Source organism: Pseudoalteromonas sp. SG44-17 (genome assembly GCF_014164235.1).
GTDB classification, from domain to species: domain Bacteria; phylum Pseudomonadota; class Gammaproteobacteria; order Enterobacterales; family Alteromonadaceae; genus Pseudoalteromonas; species Pseudoalteromonas rhizosphaerae.
In genome coordinates this window covers 73530-90117 of the sequence record NZ_JACJEV010000018.1, presented here as the reverse complement: position 1 = coordinate 90117, position 16588 = coordinate 73530, and the positions used below count along the sequence as shown (strand labels likewise).

At 39.3% G+C, this 16588-nt stretch carries 13 protein-coding genes; 2 read left to right on the top strand and 11 right to left on the bottom strand.

From position 1 onward, the window contains the following. Nucleotides 1–126 precede the first annotated feature (126 nt). Both H5182_RS13635 and H5182_RS22180 read right to left on the bottom strand, forming a co-directional pair. Nucleotides 127–552, bottom strand: coding sequence for a hypothetical protein (locus H5182_RS13635; RefSeq protein WP_182760179.1), 426 nt, complete (start codon nucleotides 550–552; stop codon nucleotides 127–129). Beyond that, nucleotides 549–1070 (bottom strand): BON domain-containing protein, encoded by a 522-nt coding sequence (locus H5182_RS22180; RefSeq protein WP_218939791.1) that lies wholly within the window; start codon nucleotides 1068–1070, stop codon nucleotides 549–551. The genes H5182_RS13635 and H5182_RS22180 overlap by 4 nt, the downstream gene beginning before the upstream one ends. A 169-nt stretch (nucleotides 1071–1239) precedes the next feature. Here H5182_RS22180 and H5182_RS13625 point away from each other — a divergent pair, with 169 nt between their 5' ends. Next, nucleotides 1240–2067 (top strand): PRC-barrel domain-containing protein, encoded by an 828-nt coding sequence (locus H5182_RS13625; RefSeq protein ID WP_145242835.1) that lies wholly within the window; start codon nucleotides 1240–1242, stop codon nucleotides 2065–2067. Nucleotides 2068–2147: 80 nt separating this feature from the next. Here H5182_RS13625 and hflC read toward each other — a convergent pair whose 3' ends face one another. The 3 genes from hflC to H5182_RS22380 form a co-directional block, all read right to left on the bottom strand. Beyond that, nucleotides 2148–3131: a protease modulator HflC gene (gene hflC, locus H5182_RS13620; RefSeq protein WP_182732214.1), complete on the bottom strand. Its 984-nt coding sequence runs from the start codon at nucleotides 3129–3131 to the stop codon at nucleotides 2148–2150. Between the two features lie 2 nt (nucleotides 3132–3133). Further along, the gene (hflK, locus tag H5182_RS13615; protein WP_182732215.1) at nucleotides 3134–4198 is read right to left on the bottom strand and encodes an FtsH protease activity modulator HflK; all 1065 of its coding nucleotides are present in this window, start codon (nucleotides 4196–4198) and stop codon (nucleotides 3134–3136) included. A gap of 191 nt (nucleotides 4199–4389) precedes the next feature. Next, nucleotides 4390–4524, bottom strand: coding sequence for a hypothetical protein (locus tag H5182_RS22380; protein ID WP_257326201.1), 135 nt, complete (start codon nucleotides 4522–4524; stop codon nucleotides 4390–4392). Between the two features lie 540 nt (nucleotides 4525–5064). On the opposite strand from H5182_RS22380, the gene H5182_RS13610 reads away from it, so the two are divergent. Beyond that, nucleotides 5065–6060 carry a LacI family DNA-binding transcriptional regulator gene (locus H5182_RS13610; RefSeq protein WP_182760178.1) on the top strand — a complete coding sequence of 332 codons (996 nt, stop codon included), beginning with the start codon at nucleotides 5065–5067 and terminating at the stop codon, nucleotides 6058–6060. On the opposite strand, the gene H5182_RS13605 is transcribed toward H5182_RS13610, so the two are convergent. The 6 genes from H5182_RS13605 to H5182_RS13580 form a co-directional block, all read right to left on the bottom strand. After that, entirely contained in the window at nucleotides 6032–7246 is a 1215-nt protein-coding gene (locus tag H5182_RS13605) for an oligosaccharide MFS transporter (RefSeq protein ID WP_145242828.1), read from the bottom strand. The genes H5182_RS13610 and H5182_RS13605 overlap by 29 nt on opposite strands. A 61-nt stretch (nucleotides 7247–7307) precedes the next feature. Beyond that, on the bottom strand, nucleotides 7308–9320 hold the full coding sequence (locus H5182_RS13600) for a glycoside hydrolase family 32 protein (RefSeq protein ID WP_182760177.1): 2013 nt from the start codon (nucleotides 9318–9320) through the stop codon (nucleotides 7308–7310). Beyond that, entirely contained in the window at nucleotides 9307–10644 is a 1338-nt protein-coding gene (locus tag H5182_RS13595; RefSeq protein WP_145242824.1) for a sugar porter family MFS transporter, read from the bottom strand. The genes H5182_RS13600 and H5182_RS13595 overlap by 14 nt, the downstream gene beginning before the upstream one ends. Before the next feature lie 50 nt (nucleotides 10645–10694). Then, complete coding sequence (locus H5182_RS13590) at nucleotides 10695–12404, bottom strand: RagB/SusD family nutrient uptake outer membrane protein (RefSeq protein ID WP_145242822.1); 1710 nt, start codon at nucleotides 12402–12404, stop codon at nucleotides 10695–10697. Between the two features lie 33 nt (nucleotides 12405–12437). Next, a complete protein-coding gene (locus tag H5182_RS13585) occupies nucleotides 12438–15377 on the bottom strand; it encodes a SusC/RagA family TonB-linked outer membrane protein (protein WP_182732220.1) in 2940 nt (979 codons plus the stop codon). 233 nt (nucleotides 15378–15610) lie between these two features. Continuing rightward, on the bottom strand, nucleotides 15611–16528 hold the full coding sequence (locus H5182_RS13580) for a carbohydrate kinase (RefSeq protein ID WP_145242817.1): 918 nt from the start codon (nucleotides 16526–16528) through the stop codon (nucleotides 15611–15613). Between the last annotated feature and the right edge of the window lie 60 nt (nucleotides 16529–16588).

Below are 16588 nucleotides of genomic sequence, written 5' to 3'. Positions count from 1 at the left end.
CGTGTTTGGCATTGATGCTGCGTTATCGCCTATTTATGGGGAACAACCACACTACATAGGCTCTGCCTTGCCTAAATACCAAACACACTGCTGCAAAATTAATCACAAAAGGTCAACACGCCCTAGTTACTTATCTCTATGTTTTTGTAATATTTTCATTTCACTGTAGCTGCTGTGTTCCATCATTTGATCCATCATCACTTGCATCATTCTCAGCTGACCTTCCATTTTATTGATACGTTCATCGCCCTCAGTTTCTGACTCTGAATCATCACCACTTTCATTTAGGTCGTTTATCATCCGCATATTTGCACGCATTGAGTTCATATGTTGTTCCATTAGCTGCTCACGCTTTTGTGGATTATTTTCGTTTTCGATCTGTTGCATTAGCGAAAACATTTGCCGCATTTTTGGTTCCATATGCGATGTTTCTTTATCATGCATCATCTTGCCCATCATCATATGGTGTTCGCCTTCGCGTTCATCTTCTTGGGCAACTGCTGTAACAGCAAAAACAGCGGTTATAACCCCCACGATTAGATATCCTTTCATAACGAACTCCTTTTCACAGTCAGTTCATCATGAATAGCATGCGTACCTTCAGCACCTTTGGCAATTAACATTGCTGAGTCAATTTGGCTTTGGCTATCAACAATACCAATTAAACGCACATCGCCTTTATTCGTAATGACTTCGATATTAAATGCTCTGAGAATAGGATCATTCATTAAAGCCATTTTAACGTTTGTAGTTACATCGATATCTAAAACATTGTTAGCCACCGTACTTTTTGGCGGCTTTTCCGCAGCAATTTCTGGGGATTTATAGCAACCAGTTAATTGTGAAACCATCAGTATTGCAACAACACATAGTATTTTTGAAAAGTATTTATCCATTAGGATATCCTCAGTATTAAGTGGAGCGATCACCATCGGCGGTAAAGTGTATTCTTCACTACCTACCATCACTTTATTATGTAAGAGGCTAACGTTCTGTTCGTTATCGAACTCAAAACAACTGTGTGTCAATAATAAAAAGCAGCGATTCATACTGGTCATTACTGCATTCATGTAATTAACTCGCTAATTTGACTGTGTACTGCAGCGCACAGACAACCGCGGCAAATAAGCTAAAACTAAAGCGGTTCATTCAAATCATCGCCTAGTTGGCAACCTCAATATCAGCTCTAAAACACGCCAACACTTTATACTGTCGACCCCATTAAAAAGGATAACTACTATGTTACGTAGCATGAAAGATCTTGAAAATTGCGCTATCGCTGCTACCGATGGTGTGATCGGTAAAGAAAAAGATTTTCTATTCGATGATTTAGCATGGGTGATCCGCTATTTTGTTGTTGAAACAGGTTCTTGGCTATCCAGCCGTCAGGTTTTGATCTCACCAATTGCGGTTCAAAAACCAAACTGGATAGAAAAAATTCTGCCTGTGTTGATCAGTAAAGAACAAGTTAAAAACAGCCCAACTATCGATAACGATAAACCCGTGTCACGGCAAAATGAGGCCAGCTTACTCGATTATTATGGCTACCCTTATTATTGGGTAGGCGAAGGATTTTGGGGAGGCGGTATTTACCCTTATTTATTGTACCGTGACCACCAACACCTCCCACATACAGAAGCAGGTGCACGCAGCGCACAACTAACTCACCATAATGTTAAAAGTGAAGATAATAAAAAAGCAGATCCAAATTTACGCAGTTGCAAAGAGGTTATTGGCTATCATATTAATGCAAATGATGGTGATATTGGTCATGTCTCTGGATTATTAGTAGAAGAAACAACGTGGGCGGTGCGTTATCTGATCATCGATACCAGTAATTGGTGGGGTGGACATAAAGTGCTCGTGCCACCAGAGTGGATCAGCGAAGTATGCTGGCTCGACAATACCATCAGCGTTGATCTCAACCGCCAAGTAATAAAAGATGCGCCAGAGTATGATTATAACCTGCAAATAACTCCCGAGTTTGAAACAGCTATATATCAACATTACGAACTAGCGGGTTACTGGGCAAAAGTAGCCAAAGCTAAAAAGCTGGCAACCAATTAAACAAAACATCCCCCAAAACGCCAGCTTGCTGGCGTTTACTGTCATCTCACTAACCTTCCTATTTACACTGTGACCTGCGACTAATTATTGCCTGGTATTGGTTGTGTATCGGTGTTTTTTAAATACTTAAATAGCTCACTGTCGGTTGATAATACCAGTGTCGTATTGTCATTGAGTACCAACTCATATGCTTGTAATGAGCGAATAAACGCATAAAATGCAACCGCTTGTGCATTTTGATTATAAGCGTCGGCATAAATCGCCGCAGCTTTTGCATCGGCTAAACCACGGATCTCTTCTACTGCGCGGTATGCTTCTGACTGAATTTTATTTAAATCTCGCTCACGATTACCTAAAATTCTAGCCGCTTCACCTTTACCTTCTGATAAAAAGCGTTCAGCTATTTGCCGACGCTCGCTGATCATTCGCTCATAAATTTTCGGGCGGACACTCTCATTATAATTAATACGCTTAAAACGAATATCGAGTAACTCAATACCAAACACTTTGACTTTTTCTGCCGCTGCATTAAATATATCTTGCTCCACCAGCAAACGACCAATATGTATTGGTACTAAACTTCCGATATCTTGCGCCTTTTCGGCCTCAGTCAATAGCTTATCGCGAAGAGGCTGGCGGTCTTTAGAGGTACGAATAATTTCAATCAGCTCATGTTTAGCAACTGCATTACGTGTTTCACTGCCAAAGATATCATCGAGCCTTGATTGTGCACTGCGTTCATCACCTAACCGTAAAAAGTATTGTAATGCATCTGTCACTCGCCAACGGGCAAACAAACTGACTGAAATATAAAGCTTATCTTTAGTTGGCATATCAGAAGGAGTGCCTTCCCATTCCAGCACACGTTTATCAATTGAGTTTACTTGTTGAATAAATGGCATTTTAATTTTGATACCCGCATCAGTGATAGGGTTGCCAACAGGACGGCCAAACTGAGTAATAATAACTTGCTCTACTTCGTTAACTGTATACAAAGCGTTATTTAATGCCGCTAAAATAAATGCTAATAAAATACCAAGAAAAAACAATAGATAATGTCTCATGCTCACTGGCCTTTAAGTGGTGTTAGATTAAGCAAAGGCAGTACATCTAGCGCACTGCTATCAATGATGATTTTTTCGCTAACTGTGGGCATTACTTTTTGCATTGTTTCTAAATAAATACGCTTTCGAGTCACTTCAGGCGCTTTTTCAAACTGAGCAAATAAGGCGTTAAAGCGCAGCGCATCACCCTGCGCTTCATTTACACGTTTTAGTCGGTAGCCATCAGCCGCACGGATACGTTGGTCACGCTCACCTTCAGCCAATGGAATAATGCGATTGTAATCACGTCGCGCTTCGTTGATCAGCTTTTCTTTTTCTTGTTGCGCTTGGTTTACTTCATTAAAAGATGCTTGTACGGCTTTTGGTGGATTAATATTTTTTAGCTGCACTTGGTCAATGCTGATCCCCATCACATATTTACTCGCTAATGCTTGCATCTTACGCAGTGCTTCAACTTCAATCTCTTGACGACCAATGGTAATAACTTCATCAACGGTACGATCGCCGACTACTTCTCGCATCACCGATTCTGATACATAGCGCAAGGTACCGGCAGGATCACGCACTTCAAACAAATAATTTTTAGGATTTGCAATACGATATTGGATCACCCACTCAACAAGGGCTGTATTTAAATCGCCAGTCACCATTTGCGTTTCGCCCAATTGATTACGTAACTGCACGTCACGGCGCTTGCCAGTAAAGAATATATTATTATTAATAGTCACATTTTGATTAGGATCGGTTGCGCCGGGAGTAGAAAAGCCAAACTCTTGTTTTAGTTGGCGTTTGATTGGCACAATATGAACTCTATCGATACCAAGAGGCAGTTTAAAGTGTAAACCCGATGGTAAAATAGTGCTAAATTTGCCAAATCTTAATACTACCGCCACCGAATCACTGGGTACAGTAAACAAAGCGGTGTATAAAGCACTAAAGCAAAACAGCACTGCTAAAATAACAAAGCTGGTTTTATACTTGCCATTGGGAAGCCACAACTGATATTTACCTAGCCGTTTAATTAGACCATTACTTTCATTATTTTTGTCTTCTGTTATTAATGACATAGCGCTCTCAGTAGCCTTAAACAACAAGAATATGATCCCTCACCAACGAGTGAAGAACCACAAATAGTAGAGAACATCTATTATCTAGCTCCTTGTATATTTATCGAATCTACCTGTCGATAATGCCACTCAATCCTTAATTAAGCTCAAATAATGCTTTGCGAAAACTGGTTAGATAATTAACGACTCTATTATTTTTGCTGGGGTTTTCTGTATGATTTTTTCGTGTCAGGTTCTAAAGCTGCGCGCTTGCTTGCCGCTTCTTTTTTTAGTGTTTCAGCAGACTTTTTATCATCTACTTTTTTATCATGAGTTGGATTTTGCATAGTTGCCTCAGAGTTCTCGCCTCTCACGTTAATGTAAAAGGCCGAGATTTAAAGCCTAGTTTATAAAGCTCCCCAACTCTGTGCGCTACAACACTTAAATACTATATTTGGTTTTATTTTCGCTGGGTGCTCAATGGACGCTGATTTATCACTACTATGCTCGCGACCTGTATGAACGATGGTGTGATAACTGGAGGTTAGAAACCTCAGGCTAGCCGATTATGTTTCGTGAAACCTATGTTAGTTTTATTTTAAATTCTTCTGATGTTTACGAAACTCTTTTACTTTCATATCACCTAACTCCTAAATAGGTGTCTAGTTTATAGCTACTGTAAATTTTGAAAAAATTTGTATCAGCCCTTTTTATATCTGACCCATGTTGTTACATCATGAGTATAATTCGCCTCAATAACTTAAAAGTAAGCCTCTGAATAAGTTTATCTTTAGATAACAACGACAACTCAAACCTTAACAAAAACATATAAATAAAGTGCAATCTGCTGTTATACTGTTTTTATTCACAGAGGGTCTTATTCTAGTATGGTTACAATTAAGCAAGTCGCTGTCCACGCAGGTGTTTCATTTAAAACTGTATCGCGAGTGGTCAATAATGATCCAACAGTCAAAGATATTAACCGCGAGAAGGTTCTTAAAGCGATAAAAGAATTAGGTTATCGTCCTAATCGTGCGGCAAGTTTAACGCGACGTAAAAACTCAAACATTTACGCAATTATTGCTGATGAACTGCTTAGTGTTCCTTATACTTTTGATATTATTCGTGGTGCCCAAGAAATTGCGTGGCAGAAAAATAAAGAACTGTTGATCCTCAATGTTAACGAAACCCAAGCGAGTATAGACAGAGCTATAGAAAGCCTTTTAGAGTATCGCGTAGAGGGCGTTATATATTCAGCAATGTATCATCGCCAAGTTGTGGTAGCTGATGAACTAAAAAAAATACCAACAATTTTAGCTAACTGTTTTCCTGCTGTGAATAATTTCCCTTGTGTAGTCCCTGATGAACAGCAAGCAGGTGAAGATATTACCGATGCATTAATACGCAAAGGCTATCGCCGAATTGCTTTTTTAAACTTAAATGAGCATATAATTGCAGCCAAAGGTCGCAAACAAGGCGTTATAAATTCATTTAAAAAGCACGGCTTACCACTCGATGATTTACTCATTGAATCGGTGATTATTGGTCAAGCCGATGGTAGTGAGATTTCTACTTCGAGAGAGTCTGCAGCGAGAGTAATAGACGAGTTTAAACCTGATGCTATTATTTGTGGTCAAGATCCCATGGCGCTAGAAATTTACTTTGTTGTGCATGATAAAGGAATGATCGTTGGTAAGGATATTGGTATAGCAAGTTTTGATGATTGGGGCAGTATTCCACAATTATTACAACCGAATTTAACTACCATGGCATTACCCCATCATGCAATGGGACGTTGGGCAATGGAATACCTCATAGACCAGCGTACTGATATTGTTCATCACAGCCTACCGTTTAAATTGATTGCTCGTGATTCGTTTTAATAACATCTTTTTTTAATGTAAAAAGCGATAATACAATAAACACACAGATAACCAAACCCAAATACTGGTAGGCTAACGCAAAGCCTACATGATCATATACAACACCTACCGCGACGGCTAACATTGACGCCACCAATTGCGTAGTAAATTGAAAACCAATGATATAGATCATCGCTGAATAGCGCGCATCAAAATGCATATTGATATATTTAAATAACGCAATCAGCATCAGCGGTAATTCAATGGCGTGTAATAATTTCAATAAACTAATGCTGATAGAGTCACTAACAATCCCCGAGCAATATATTCGTATCGCCATCAATACACCACTTAACAGCAACGAATTTTTAATGCCCACATAATTCACCCATTTAACAGCTAAATACAAAATAGCCGCTTCAAGAATAACTTGCGCTGAAGTTAAATAGCCAAAAAACTCTCGACCTTGCTCTGGGGTGTCAAAAAAAGAGGTGTAATAAATAGCAAATTGCTGATCAAATACCGCATAAATACAACTAACACCGATCACAAATACACTTAAACGCCAAAGCCCTGCGATTTTAAAAAATGCTGTAAGCTGTTTTACAGGAGAAAAAGTTCGAGAAGGCGCTATTTCACGCTGATTTTGTGCGACCTTAACAAAGGCTAAAAAACCCATTAAGCAAACCGCCGCAATGCTTGATAACCAATAATTTAAACTAGGAGATAAATTAAAGGATAAACCGGCAAAGTAGCTTGCCATAGCCCAACCCAGTGACCCCCACATTCGAGCTTTACCAAATTCAAAGTTGGTCGAGCGACTTTGTTTATCAATATAACTTTCAAGCGTTCCTACTCCAGCTAAAAATGCACATGAAAAAACGGCACCGCCTAAAATAGCAGCCAGATAAAACTGCGTTTGTAGTAGTGGCGCGTATACAAAACTTACAAACGGGCCAATCAACATGATGAAAAATGCAATGAAGTAAAGCAGTGTTTTTTGTAAACCGAGTTTATCTTGCAAAATGCCGTAACAAGGCATCACGAGTAAAGCCATGATGGAATTAATGCTAAAGATAATCCCGACTTTAGCACTATTGAGGCCGACTTCTTGACTAAGCCAAATAGGAAATAATGAAAATGAAAAAGACCATGCCATAAAATAAACAAACAAAATGACACTTAATAGTCGATAATTGCTACTCATATATCGCATAGCCTTAGAGAATGATTAATGACTCTATAATAATATAGAGTCATTTTGGAAGTTATTTTTCTATTGCTATATTATTTAACTTAACGTCACTAAGCGACAAAGGCTGCTCAGCACTCACTTGTATTTTATTGTAAGGAGAGGTTGGAAAAACAATCGACGTCATAGAGCTAACCCCTTTATTTACAAACACTTCTACCGACGCTTTATCTACCCATATCTCAACATCGTAATACTCAAGGCCTTTTTGTAATGGCGCTGTTTGTAAAGAAGCAAACCCATCTTCAAAGTCTTTTAAACCCGATTGTCTACGGTCAAGTACAAGTTGTCCTTGAGCTGGGTTTAACTGCAGCTTAGTGTATTCACCTTTATCAGAGCTAAGCACAATATCAGTAACTTGCTCAGCGTTTGATAAACTAAAGCTCACCTTAAATTGCCCAGGTTCGACAGTAAAAAGCTCATCTAACTGGTAGCTATTTGTGCCAGTTAGGGTTGCCTTTTGCTGTGTGTTACTCAGTAAACTATCGAGTTCTTTGATAGGTTGAGATGCCAAACGCACGCCTGCTGGCGTTTGTAATAACTTTAATTCTCTGGGAATCGTCATTGCACTGCGCCATACCTCAGTCGGTACTTGGTTTGCGTATTGCCAGTTACTCATCCATCCCATAAATAAGTGTCTACCGTCTTGAGCATCAGAAAAAGTCACGCCAGCATAATTATCTGTTCCGTAGTCTAGCCATATTGACGGTTCATACTTTTCTTTTGCTGCTTTATCAGAAAATACGATATCAGCAATTTTTATATGCCCCCAATCACCTCGTTCATTGTCTACCACTTTAATATAAGCTTGCTGGCCTTTTAATTGACTCACGTTCCAAGAACGCTCGGTCATTGTACCTGTATTGTTTCCGCTTGCGGTTTTAACTATTTCACCATTAACTAACAACTGTATTGCGGTACTGTTATGATGCTTTCCGCCTGCAATTTTAAAGTTAATGAAATCATGATCAATCGCAAATGATTTTGAGGTTAAGGTACCAATTGCCTCATCCGAGCCTTTAAAAGAACTGGCAATGGTATTTGCTGGTTGATCATTTACTATATGAAATGCTTCACCCGATACTTGCCAATTTTTTAAGCCATTTTTGAAGTTAGAAAAATCAAGCCCTTGAGGGAAAACGGCAGGTGTTGTTGTAAGCATTTTTTGATAATCGCTATCCAACACAAATTTTTCACCGTCGAAATCGCCAACAAAATATTGTGTACCAGAGCCGCCATTTGGCGCGCCAGGGTTAATACTCACTAATAAAACATATTTATATTCATCGGTGCCTTCAATACGCACGCGAATAAGATCTGGACACTCCCATACACCTGCGTGACTTCCCCAATCAGCGCCAAAGTTACTTTCAAATTGCCATGTTTTTAAATCTTTTGAGCTGTAAAAGCCGATATGATCATCTTGCGCTAATACCATGACCCATTGCTGAGTATCTTCATGCCAACTTACTTTAGGATCACGGAAATCGCGGATCCCAGGGTTTTTTAATACTGGATTATTAGCGTATTTTATCCATGTACGGCCTTTATCGGTGCTATATGCTATACCTTGCGTTTGAAAATCAATCGCCCCTTGTGCCGCCTTTTTATCATCGTGATAGGTAAATATAGCCACTAATGGTGGGTTTTCTTTACTGCCAAAGCCGCTGCTATTTTGCCAATCAACCACCGCACTGCCAGAGAAGATAGTACCGTGCTCATCAGGAAACAACTTAATTTCTTGATGCTGCCAATTAACCATATCTTTACTAATTGCATGTCCCCAATGCATTGGCCCCCATACCGATGAGTCAGGATTATGCTGGTAAAACAGATGATATTCGCCTTGGTAGTAAACCATACCATTAGGATCGTTCATCCAATGCTTTTCAGGAGTAAAATGAAAAGCAGGTCTAAACACCTCTTTGCTCGGTTTATCTGCCCCCTTAAGGGCTGTTTGTTCAGTTGGGTTTGTCATGCTACATGCTGCCAAAAATGATGAAATTAAAACTAAATTAACGGTTCGCATCTAATGCTCCATGCTTATTATTGGTATCTAATGAAATTGCTTCTAAAGAACGTCCTTTTGTTTCTGGCATAAACCACGCAACAAAAATCAATTGCCCTAACATCATTAAAGTAAAGAAAGTGAATACTTCAGTGGCACTAAAACGTTCTAAGAAAAATGGCATAAGTAAAGTGATTGCTGCGGCAAAAAACCAATGCGTACCGGAGCCTAAAGACTGCCCTTTTGAACGTACTTTGTTCGGGAATATTTCTGCAATGAAGACCCAAATAACGGTACCTTGGCCAATGGCATGAGCGGCAATAAACACAAATACAAACGCTACAACCGTTAAGCCTCCAGAGTCAGTACTAAATGCCCACGCCACAACAGAGAGGGAAATAACGTAGCCAATTGAGCCGATATACATCAGCGAACGTCGGCCAAATTTATCAATCAACGATAAACCCAGCATGGTAAAACATAAGTTAACCACGCCAATTCCAGCGCCTGAAAGTAAGGATTGATTTACATCCAATCCTGCAAGTTCAAATACGCGCGGTGCATAATAAATAATAAAGTTGATGCCAGATAATTGATTAAATGCGGCAAATAAAAATGCAAATAAAGCCGCCTTATTGTAACTACCACCAAATAGCTTTGATTGACTGTTTTGTAACTTGTCGCGTTCAATGTCATTTAATACTTGGTCTGGGTTTTGTTCACCTAAAGTCACTAAGATTGAACGCGCTTTAGCTTTTTCGTTTTTCTTTTGCACTAACCAACGTGGGCTTTCAGGTGCCTTAATGATCATTAATAAATAAGCTAAGGCCGGTATTGCCTCCACGCCTAACATTAAACGCCAGTCAATTGCTGATGTTCCTGCAATTAAAAAATTAGAAACAAACGCAACTAAAATACCAAATACAATTTGAAACTGATAAAGCGCGACCAAACGCCCACGGTACTTAGCAGGTGCAATCTCAGAGATATAAGCAGGTACAACAATTGAAGAAATACCCACTCCCACGCCACCAATAAACCGTAGTAAGGCGAAGCTATATGCGTCAGGCGCCATGGCGGAGCCAAGCGCCGAAACTAAAAACAACACACCGACTAAAATCAATGTGGGTTTTCTACCCCACTTATCGCATGGGTAATTACCAGTTAAGGCACCAAGTAGTGTTCCCCATAAAGCTGAAGACATAATAAATAAGCCATGAAATAACGAGCTCGTATTCCATAATGCTTGAATAGGTTTATCCGCACCGGATATAACAGCAGTATCAAAGCCGAATAAAAAACCAGCAACTGCAACAGTGACTGACCAGTAAATAATTTTTTTCATAATCACTCTTAAAACTTAAAGCTTAAAAGGTGGGCCGAAACCCACCACTATTAATAACCTGGGTTTTGTGTGTACGACCCACCACTTAAAATAATTTGCTGGTTTGGAATAGGTAAATACTCATGCTTACCTTTAGTGAAAATAGCATCGACTAAATAAGGTTTACGTACAGCTTCAATTGCCAAGTAACTATCAATAGTTTCTTTTGCTATTCCCCAACGCACTAAGTCAAAAAAGCGATGTCCTTCAAGCCCTAACTCTAAACGTCGCTCAAAGCGCAGTGCTGCTCTTGCTTGTTCTTTAGAACCAAAACTTGTATATAAGCCAATGTTATAAATACTCGCGTTATGCAATTTATCGGTGCTTTGTTTAGCGCGTTCACGAATACGGTTAATGATTGGCAATGCTTCGTCATATCTGTCTAACTCAATTAATGCTTCTGCTTTCCAAAGCAATACTTCAGCGTAACGAATGAGTGGGGTATTTAATGAAAAGATAGGAAAAGGGCCATTCTCACCACGACAACTACAGTCAGGGTGTTCAAGATCTTTCATTGCCGTAAAGTTGCCATATATACCAGGGGCACGTGCCCAGCTATCACCGCCATGGATCAAATTTTCGTCATACTTAAATGGTTTACCTTCCATTGCCACAGTGTGATCTAGGCGAGGGTCAACTGAGTCAGTCGTCATGTCATAATTAAAGTCGTTAAAAGAGCCAAATAACGGCAAGCCTTGTTGGTCTGTTTTAAACGCATTAACAAAATTTTCTGTTGGTACATGAAAACCACAACAGCCAAAACCACCAGCCATTGGCGCATTTAATGCACTCGGCCAGCTACCACGTCCATCTGGAGAGCCGTCATTTAGAGAGCGCTGAATAGCAAAAACTGACTCTTTACCATTCTCACTTTCAAACAAGAAGTTATTCGCGTAATCATCAAATAAGCCATAGACGCCAGCCTCTTCAATTTCATCAACTAGGGCCACTACTTTTACAAGTTTATCTTTATTAATATTGATAACTTCATGTAGCTCATTCTGCTCATACGCTTGGTAGAGCAATGTTTTAGCTAGATATGCCTTAGCTGATAACGCTGAAGCGCGCCCTACATCTTCTTGGGTTTGTGGTAAATTGTTTGCAGCAAACTCAAAATCTGCGGCAATTTTATCCCATAGCTCCTGATCGCTCAGCTCACGATTAGTAGCGCTAAGAATTTGATCTTGAGTCATTGTTTCATCAATCCACGGGATATGCTTATGATGTATTTTTAAATCAAAGTAGAAAATACTGCGAATGAACCGCAGTTCGGATTGTTTTGCAGCACTGTTTTCAATAGCATCTGGCGCATTTGCGATTACCGCTAATGCTGAGTTTGCTCTTGAAATACCGGTGTAATTACGTACCCATTTCTTATTGTTCAAATCAATCAAATCTGGCGGGAAAGACTCCATATCAGGCACTATTGGTTGATATAGAGACAAAGCATGATAAGCAAAGATATCACCAGGTCCATTACCGCCTTTGTGAGCGTCTCCGGCACGTAAGTTTCCTGTCGGCCATAAAAAGTTAGGGGCAGTATAATGATCATTGCCTAGATATGAGTAGGCAGCAATGACCAAAGCATCTATATTTTCACTGTTAGAAACTTGCTCTTCGGTTAATACCCCAGAAGGTGCAACATCAAGATCAGAACCACCACACGATGCTAAAGAAAGCGCGAGTGTAGCTGCTGTAAATAGAGTTTTAATTTTATTCATAATATGTGCTCGTATCGTTGTCGTTTTAATAAATCAAAAAGAAAGGTTCACGCCTAACGTGATACGTTTTGGAATTGGGAAGTTGCCGTTTGGAGTTTCTGGATCTTGGCTTAGCGTCCCCGATGGCGTAATGGTCAATAAGTTACTGCCCTGCAAATAAATTCGTGCAGAACTAATACCGTATTGATTTAACCACTGTTCATCAGGTGTATAACCGATAGATAAGTTGCGAAGCTTGAGGTAGCTACCATCTTCCCAAAACAAACTTGATTGACGGCCTTCACCATTGTTATCGATTAAAGTTAATGCCGGTACATTACTGTCAGTATTATTAACTGACCATGCATCAAGAACGCGATCACCGTAGTTAGAACCTATATTTAATGATGTAAAGTCAGTAAACCCACGCCAGCTATTACGTATCTCACCTCCCTGAACACCTTGCCAGAACATATTGAAATCCCAATTTTTGTATTTGAAATTCATGTTCAATCCATACATAAAGTCAGGATCAGTATCGGTGAAAAAGCTTTGATCGTTTTCATCAATCACGCCATTACCGTCTAAATCTTTCCAGCGAACTCGACCTAAACCGGCCCCAGATTGCGCTGCGTGAGCATCTATTTCATCTTGATTTTGGAATAACCCATCAGCGACATAACCATAAACAGAGTTAATAGAATGACCAACAATCGTTTTATCAACACCATTGCCACCAAATGAATTCACAACGTCTCCAGGTAACGAAACAACCTTATTTTTAGCCGAAGAAATGTTAAAGCTAATATCGACATCGATATCACCATCTAAGCTATCAAAAGTAAGATAGTCGGCGTATCCAATAAGAAACTCAAAACCAGAGTTTTCAATTGTGCCACCATTAACCCATTGCTGAGCACCTTCGCCCAATGTTGCAAGCGGATTGGTTAACGTTAAAATATCTTCTGTGGTTTTTTCAAACCAATCGATACTGCCGTATATGGTTTCGTAACGCATACCAAAATCAAGACCAATGTTTGTTTGCGTTGATGTTTCCCACTTTAGGTCATCATTCCCTGTTTGTGCTTTTACAAACCCAGATGGAAGCGTGCCGCCATTAGCACCACCTATATCATAAGCGGTCCCTTCATCTTGCCGATCAGTGAATAATGACTGTGTTGCATAACGACTTAAATACGTTGTGTATGTTGCATCGGTAGGTATCTCTTGATTACCCGTTTTGCCCCAACTAGCACGAAGCTTTAAGGTAGATAAAAATTCAATATCATAGAATGATTCATTGCTGATCACCCAACCTGCAGAGATAGCTGGGAAATTTCCATAACTATTATTACTACCAAAACGAGATGAGCCATCACGACGTATTGTTAAGCCTGCTAAATAGCGGTCATCAAAGTTATAGTCCATACGCGCAAAATAAGAATTAAGAGACCATTTATCACCATCCCCTTCTACACGAACATCACCTGTTGCTTGTGATAAATGTGCGTAATCACGATCATCAGACGCAAAACCTGAACCAAAACCAACAGACCCTTCATACTCATAATCTATTTGTTCTGTACCGAGCAAAAACGTAAAATGATTTTCGTTTAAATCAAGCTTATATTCGGCGGTATTAGTCCAGCTAAAACTACTATTCCAATTTTCTGTCACTGACAGCTGATCACCATAATTTAGTGAGCCTGCTTGAAAAGCACGGGTATAGTTTCTGAAGTAATATTGCCCGTAGTCTAAACCGATAGAGCTTTTTAACGTTAAGTCCTCTATTGCTTCATATTCAACAAAAATATTTCCCATTAATTTATTGAACCTACTAACATTATCACGGTTCATTTCGATAATTCTGACAGGGTTATCTCGGTCAGTTACGCCAGGAACCGGTCCTCCCCAGCCACCTACCTCGTTGTACACAGGAACGATAGATTGTTGCTCTATAGCCAAACCCAATATTTCACCAGCTCTAGCATTGATTAGGTTTGACTCTTGATTGGTTACAGTGAAATTTTCACCTATTTTTAATTTATCTGTTAGTTGGTAATCAGAATTGACCCTAAAACTAATGCGTTCAAATTCAGAACCATCAACAACACCTTCTGAATTAAAGTAACCTAATGAACTATAAATAGAGGCGTTCTCAGAACCACCTGAAACTGAAAAGTTAAGATCAGTGACCTTAGCTGTACGAGTGACCTCATCAAACCAGTTAGTGTCAGCAGGACGCTGAACTTGTTGAGGATCGGTATACGTGGGCAATATTACTGAGTTTAGCTGTGGGTTATTGTAGTCACCATTCCAATCATAGCTATATAATGGGCTCGCTGCATTTGGATCTGAACCATCGTTAACAGCAGCCTGCCATACAACCTGCCCACGTTGTTTGGTATTTAGCGGATTTAGGTCATAACTATAGGCATCTTGAGATTGATTAACTGAAAAATTGAAATCCAGCCCTTCATTCCCTTTTTTGGTTGTGATAATTATGACTCCATTACCAGAGCGAGCACCAAAAATACTTGCAGCTGCTGCATCTCTTAGCACCTGTATATCAGCAATATCATGGCTATTAAGTTCATGCATTCCAGATTTAGTTGGTACGCCATCAATAACATATAATGGATCGTTATTTCCAAGTGGCCCTAAGCCTTGACCACGTATTCGTACCGTCGCAGTAGAGTCAGGTGAACCATTCGTTGTAATTTGTAGACCTGGCACCCTCCCTTGCAAGTTTTGCATTATATTGCCTGAAGGCTGGTCTACTAAATCTTCAAGGTCAACCGTACTCACTGCGCCTGTTAAATCTTGTTTTTTAACACTTCCATAACCATATGAAACTTCAATAACTTCAATACCAATCTTGGCCGACTCTTCTTCTTGCAGTTGTTCAGCAGCGAAGCTGTTGGATGGCAGCCAACAGCCTAACAATAATGTACTAACACTCGCAGCAAGCTGGTTTTTCCTAAATCTGAGCATTGTGTGTGTCCTCATTTTAATTTTATTTTTTAATGTTGATTTCATCAGTCAAATTAACAACGTTGTCTTTTTAGTGCAAAAAAAATATCTTTTTACATTTTGTTGTTTAGCTTGGCAGGCCCAATAAAAATAAACAACGTTGTCTTTTTAACATTAAAAAAACATCTATTCAATATAAATAACAAAATATTTTGTTAAAAATATGTATATAACTTGAAATAAAACACTATACGCTAACATGGTTCAATAAATTCTAGGATTTGCTGATACGTTATATCTGGTGTTGCCCCTGGCTGCTGAGCAACCATAGCTCCGGCAGCACAAGCAAAATCAATTGCCTGTTGCGGATCGTTTTGAATGCACAGTTGATAAATTAAAGCCCCCAAAAACGAATCCCCTGCACCAACAGTATCCACAACATCGATCAGGTAGCCTGAGTTATAGTAGTTTTTACCTTTAATCGATAATAAAGCACCATGGTTTCCTTTCGTCACGCACAAAAACTCTGTGTTGGTTTGCTTTGCTATAAATGCTAAGTTTTGCTCTAATGAATGGTATTTACACCCCATTCCTTTTGCTATTTCATATAGCTCTTCATCATTGAGCTTGATAAAGTCAGCTTTATTCATCAACTTAATTAAGCTTTCTAACTGATAGTGAGGTGCACGTAAATTTACATCAAACACTTTAAATTTTGCCAAATCTAAAAGTTGATCTAATGAACTCATAGAGCTTTCTGTTCGAGCAATTAAACTACCAAATACAAACACATCTGCACTTTGCACCTTATCTATAACTCGTTGCGATAAACTTATATTGTCCCATGCAGTATCAAGCACAATCTGATAATTGGCCGATCCGCTCTGATCAAGCTTCACTTCAACCACACTCGTTGGCTTAGACTCATGAACATAAATAAACTCTTTAGAGAGCCCTTTTTGCTCAATCTCAGATAGTAGTGCTTCACCTAATTTGTCATTACCAACAGCACTTATCATATGTGCCTTCAGGCCTAGTGAATTAAAACGAAAGCACATATTTAAAGGAGCACCACCTAAACGCATACCGGACTCAAAGCAATCCCACAGTACCTCTCCAAAACATGTTAAATTAATTTCTTCAGCCTTTTTGCTGCTTATTACAATACTCACCGAGTTGCTCCCTTTATTATTTAGACCATTTCCAAATAAATTTTCACACTATAAATTCGT

Excerpts from the sequence above, each read along its gene's own strand:
- H5182_RS13635 (WP_182760179.1), bottom strand. The coding sequence starts at position 552 with ATGAAAGGATATCTAATCGTGGGGGTTATAACCGCTGTTTTTGCTGTT.
- H5182_RS22180 (WP_218939791.1), bottom strand. The coding sequence starts at position 1,070 with ATGAATGCAGTAATGACCAGTATGAATCGCTGCTTTTTATTATTGACA.
- H5182_RS13625 (WP_145242835.1), top strand. The coding sequence starts at position 1,240 with ATGTTACGTAGCATGAAAGATCTTGAAAATTGCGCTATCGCTGCTACC.
- hflC (WP_182732214.1), bottom strand. The coding sequence starts at position 3,131 with ATGAGACATTATCTATTGTTTTTTCTTGGTATTTTATTAGCATTTATT.
- hflK (WP_182732215.1), bottom strand. The coding sequence starts at position 4,198 with ATGTCATTAATAACAGAAGACAAAAATAATGAAAGTAATGGTCTAATT.
- H5182_RS22380 (WP_257326201.1), bottom strand. The coding sequence starts at position 4,524 with ATGCAAAATCCAACTCATGATAAAAAAGTAGATGATAAAAAGTCTGCT.
- H5182_RS13610 (WP_182760178.1), top strand. The coding sequence starts at position 5,065 with ATGGTTACAATTAAGCAAGTCGCTGTCCACGCAGGTGTTTCATTTAAA.
- H5182_RS13605 (WP_145242828.1), bottom strand. The coding sequence starts at position 7,246 with ATGAGTAGCAATTATCGACTATTAAGTGTCATTTTGTTTGTTTATTTT.
- H5182_RS13600 (WP_182760177.1), bottom strand. The coding sequence starts at position 9,320 with ATGCGAACCGTTAATTTAGTTTTAATTTCATCATTTTTGGCAGCATGT.
- H5182_RS13595 (WP_145242824.1), bottom strand. The coding sequence starts at position 10,644 with ATGAAAAAAATTATTTACTGGTCAGTCACTGTTGCAGTTGCTGGTTTT.
- H5182_RS13590 (WP_145242822.1), bottom strand. The coding sequence starts at position 12,404 with ATGAATAAAATTAAAACTCTATTTACAGCAGCTACACTCGCGCTTTCT.
- H5182_RS13585 (WP_182732220.1), bottom strand. The coding sequence starts at position 15,377 with ATGCTCAGATTTAGGAAAAACCAGCTTGCTGCGAGTGTTAGTACATTA.